Genomic DNA, 4,417 nt, shown 5'->3' with positions numbered 1-4,417 from the left:
CGACGAGCGCCTGGGCAAGATCACCTTCTGGACGCTGTTCATCGGCTTCCACGGCACCTTCCTGGTCCAGCACTGGCTCGGCGCCGAGGGCATGCAGCGCCGGATCCCCGACTACCTGGCGGCGGAAGGGCTCACGACGCTGAACACGGTCTCGACCGTCAGTTCGTTCCTGCTGGGTTCGTCCCTGCTGCCCTTCTTCTACAACGTGTGGAAGACCGGCAGGTACGGCAAGCCGGTCGGCGTGGACGACCCGTGGGGCTACGGCCGTTCGCTGGAGTGGGCGACCTCCTGCCCGCCGCCGCGGCACAACTTCCTCACCCTCCCCCGCATCCGCAGCGAGTCCCCGGCGTTCGACCTGCACCACCCCGAGGTCGCACCCCGGGAGACGGAGTTGGCCGGGCGATGAGTGCCGATGAGGAGCGGGCCCTCGTCCATGCGATCGAGGGCCATCTGCTGCTGGCCGCCGCCCGGGAGGAGGGCCGGACGGCCGCGGCCCGCCTCGCCTCCCGTCTGGGCTGGCTCACCGACAGTCAACGGGACGACCTGGAACGGTACTTCGAGACCGAGTACCTGGCGCTGACCCGCGCCTCGTGGCGGCGCACCGCGGAACGCGCCGAGGAACTCCGGCAGACGTACGAGGCGAGATACCACGCACTGCGCCGGCGACTGGCCGCATGGTGCCTGCTGGGCTGTGCCCTGCTGGCGGCGACGGGTCTGCTCGTGGTCGCCGCCGCCTGACGGGGGTCACTTCCCCGGCGAACGGCGACGGGGCCGAGGGCGAAGGCGACGGGCCAAGGGCCACGACCACGACCAACGGCCACGACCGCCACGGCCGACGGCGCATGGCCGGGGCAAGGCGCCAAAGGCCGAGGGCCGAGGCGGCCAAGAAGGGCCGGGGAGGCGAGGCGGCGGGCTTCGCTCCCGGGCCCGGTGCCGTCTCGGCGTCAGCGGTAGGGGGTCAGGACGTCGGTCAGCGGCTGGTAGGAGTCGTCGGGCTGGTGGACACCGCGGACGCACCGGTGGAGTGCCGCCGTCAGTTCGGTGCACGGTCCGACACGACGGCCGACGCGGCCGACCGTGAGCAGGTCGAGCCGGTCGAGGGTGACGTCCACGTTGCCGCGCAGGGGCAGCCAGCGTGCGCCCGTGCCGCGGCAGACGGTCTCGCCGAGGTACCAGACGGCGCAGTGGAACACCGGGTCGTCGAGGAGGTCGACGGTGCCGGTCTGCGCGGCGATCCGCGCGCGCAGCACCTCTTCCAGCGCGGTGAGGGAGGCCGGTGTGAAGTCGAAGGCGTCCGGGCGTCCGGTGGCCTCGCGCCAGTAGGGGTGCACCTCCTCCTGGCGGGCCAGCCAGGAGGCGAGGGCCGCCCCGACCGGGCCGGGGTCCACGGGCGCCGGGGCGCCGGGCAGGGGGCGGCTGCCCGGGGACTGGCCGGGTGTCGCACGGGCGCGGGCCACGGCCCGGTCCACGACGGACTGCCAGGGGGCGTACGCCTGGAGGAACGAGGCGAGATGACCGGTGCGGCCGGGTTCCGCGGCGCCGACCACCGCGTCGCACGGGTTGCAGGCGGGGAAGTCGTCCTCGTACTGGGCCCGTGCCTCCTCGAGGTCGTCCAACTCCCGGTCCGTCAGGACCTCTTCGGGCAGGGTGACGACGGGTTCGGCGCGAGGACCCGCACCGGGGGCGCAGCGCCAGACGGCGCCGTAGTTGCGGACGTGGACCTCGCCGGCGTACCAGGCGGCGACGGTCAGGAACGAGGAGTCCCGGTCGGCCTCGGCGGCCTCCCGGCCGGGGTAGCGGCGCCTGATCCGCGTCTCGAGCCGGTCGAGGCTCTCCGTGCTGAAGTCCCAGGCGTCCGGGAGCTGTTCGGCCCAGGCGGGGAAAGCGGTGGCCCGGGTGCGCAGCCACTCGTTCAGGCGGCGGTCGTCGGCCCGGGCGGTCGTGTCGGTAGCAGCCACGGACGCAAGCCTAGGGCGGCGATGCCCGCGCGGGTGACTGCGTTGTGCGCAAAGGGAATTGACGTGTGGCACACCGGTGAAACCGTGTGCCGGCGGCGCAAGTAGATGGAAAACTGGGGGACTTCGCGGCGTCACACAAGCGACGGGGGCCTGGGGCGCCGCGGACCACGGCACCGTCTGGGCTCCCGACGGAGACTTTCGCATGAGACGAGCGACATCCGCGCGCCCACGGCTGCGCCCCTCTTCCCGGACCGTACTCGCGGTCACGACGGCCGGTGTCCTGACGGTGGTCGGGCTGCCGTTACTGTCGGGGACGGCGTACGCGGACAAGGGGAAGCGCTGCGACGAGAAGTACAACCTCTCCGGCCGGCCGAGCCAGGCCCAGCCGTGGGAGCAGGGCATCCACGTCCGCGATCCGCAGCACTGGGACTCCTACGACTTCGACGCCCCGCGGCAGGCCCTGGACGGGGTCACGCCCCCACCGGGCAGCACACCGGACGAACAGCAGAAGTTCCTGGAGAAGCTGAAGCCGTACCAGCACTATCCGGAGTACTCCGAGGACCGCGTGTACGCCCAGTACCGGGACTACATGGTGGGGAAGAACTGGAACGACACCCGGTACGGCAGCTTCCGGAAGTGGCTGTCGGACGCGTGGATCCTGCCGAACAACAACAACCGGCGCGGCAGCGGCTTCGAGAAGAAGGTCGTGAAGGACCTCGGACTGCTCGGCCCGGACTGGCTGTGCAACGAGGAGGTCGAGGTCAAGGACAAGAACGGCAAGACCATCATGGTCAAGGACCCGAAGACCGGCAGGATGAGGCCGCTGGTCCGCAAGTTCGACGCCGTGAACTACAAGGAGGACAAGTTCCTCGAGTTCAAGGCCGGTCCGGGCCGTGACACCAAGCAGGACCTGGCGAACAGGATGTTCCTCCAGGACCCGCAGCGGAAGAACGCCCGGATCACCTACGTCAACGGTGAGCCCAAGCTGCCCGCGACGAGGGACTACCTCGGCCGGCTGGCCGAGGAGGCGGGCAAGGACGCCCAGGGCCGCCCCCGGGTGACCGCGTACGAGCACCGCTCCACCGGCGTTCCCCGCTACACACCGATCAAGGGTGTCACGCAGGGCGACTCGAACTTCTCCCCCGGAGGCGCCAACCGCGCGGCCGGCGGGGCGTCCCGGACGATCAGCCAGTCGCCGCCCACTCCGAAGGACATGGCGGACCGGCTCAAGCGGATCGGTGCGAACGGGCCCCGCGGCACCGGCGTACGCGGCCCGGGCGGCGTGGACTTCACCACCCTCGACCTCGCCTACGTCGGCAAGCCCGTCAAGGGCAAGGGCCTGCCCTACGCCTTCGCCGCCGACAGCGTCCAGGACGAGAGCCCGGAACACGGGTGGGGCGGCGAGGCCAAGGCACGGCTCATCTCCGACAGCTTCTTCGCCTGGCTCGCGTTGACGCCGGACAAGTTCTGGGTCAACCTCAACCCGGACCAGCCCGACAAGATCATGGACAGGACGTTCGGGAAGACCGACGCCGGGCGGGTCCTGCTCCAGGCCGACCTGCAGATGAAGCACGACTACGCACGTGACATGGACCCGCGCCAGGGCATCGGCAAGCAGTTCTGGGACGCCGCGCAGGCCGCCGGGCTGCCCTGCTCGCCCTCGATACGCCTGTGGATCGTGCCCGCGCAGGCCAAGGTCCGCGCCGACGACGACGGCCTCTACATCCTCGACGCGCCGCTGCGGGTCAACATCGCGCACCTCGTCGTGCAGCATCCCAACCCCAACGGGAAGTGCGACCTCACCGAGGCCCAGGAGAAGACCGGCGAGACGCTCGTCAAGCGGTACGTCGTCCCCGACGTGGAGAAGGCGATCAACAGCGGTCCCGGCTACGCCGACCTGCGCCGCGTCTACAGCGCCCGGGTCGCCGCCGAGTACGTCCGCCGGCAGGACGCCCTGCGGGCCACCGACTACCGGCAGGTCATCGACAGCGGCAACGTCGCCAAGTGGCCCCTGCGCGCGCCCAACCGGTCCTGGACGCCGAAGCAGACGTGGGACGACTACATGACGTCCTACACCAAGGGCGACTACTCCTACCCGTGCGAGTACGCCGGTGAGCGGAAGACGTGCGTCATGGGCGGCGTCGACTTCTCCAAGGCACCCAGGCGGAACGTCTCCCGCGCCGAGTTCCAGCTGCAGCACCCGCGCCTGAAGAAGTCGGCCGGCACCGCTGCCCGGGCCCAGACCGACAGCGCCGACACCGCCGCAGGTCCCGACAGGGTCGCGAAGACCGTCCTCCTCGGCGGCGGTGGCGACCGGATCCCGTCCGGCTCGGACGACGGCACGCCGACGCCGACACCCACCGCTCTTCGTGCTGGCGCGGTGGATCCTCGGTGTCGGGACGAGCGACGGCCATTTCTTCGGCAATGGCGCGCTGTGGGTGGTTCTGGGCTATGCGGTC

General features: G+C 71.1%; 4 protein-coding genes. 3 read left to right on the top strand and 1 reads right to left on the bottom strand.

Annotation, left to right across the window (positions count from 1 at the left end):
- Together ABVB68_RS36570 and ABVB68_RS36565 are read left to right on the top strand one after the other, a co-directional pair.
- Positions 1 to 406 (top strand): cbb3-type cytochrome c oxidase subunit I (locus tag ABVB68_RS36570; RefSeq protein WP_353605538.1); only part of this gene is annotated, 406 nt, incomplete at its 5' end.
- The gene (locus ABVB68_RS36565) at positions 403 to 738 is read left to right on the top strand and encodes a hypothetical protein (RefSeq protein WP_353605537.1); all 336 of its coding nucleotides are present in this window, start codon (positions 403 to 405) and stop codon (positions 736 to 738) included. The genes ABVB68_RS36570 and ABVB68_RS36565, both read left to right, overlap by 4 nt.
- Before the next feature lie 206 nt (positions 739 to 944).
- Here ABVB68_RS36565 and ABVB68_RS36560 read toward each other — a convergent pair whose 3' ends face one another.
- Complete coding sequence (locus tag ABVB68_RS36560; protein ID WP_353605536.1) at positions 945 to 1,958, bottom strand: hypothetical protein; 1,014 nt, start codon at positions 1,956 to 1,958, stop codon at positions 945 to 947.
- A gap of 202 nt (positions 1,959 to 2,160) precedes the next feature.
- Between ABVB68_RS36560 and ABVB68_RS37110 the strand changes: the two genes are divergently transcribed.
- Positions 2,161 to 4,417, top strand: a 2,257-nt coding sequence (locus ABVB68_RS37110; protein ID WP_503006568.1) for a hypothetical protein, incomplete at its 3' end; no start/stop codon positions are given.

Origin of the sequence: Streptomyces sp. NPDC096012 (assembly GCF_040426375.1) — a bacterium.
GTDB lineage: Bacteria > Actinomycetota > Actinomycetes > Streptomycetales > Streptomycetaceae > Streptomyces.
This window is presented reverse-complemented; position numbering and strand designations above follow the sequence as displayed.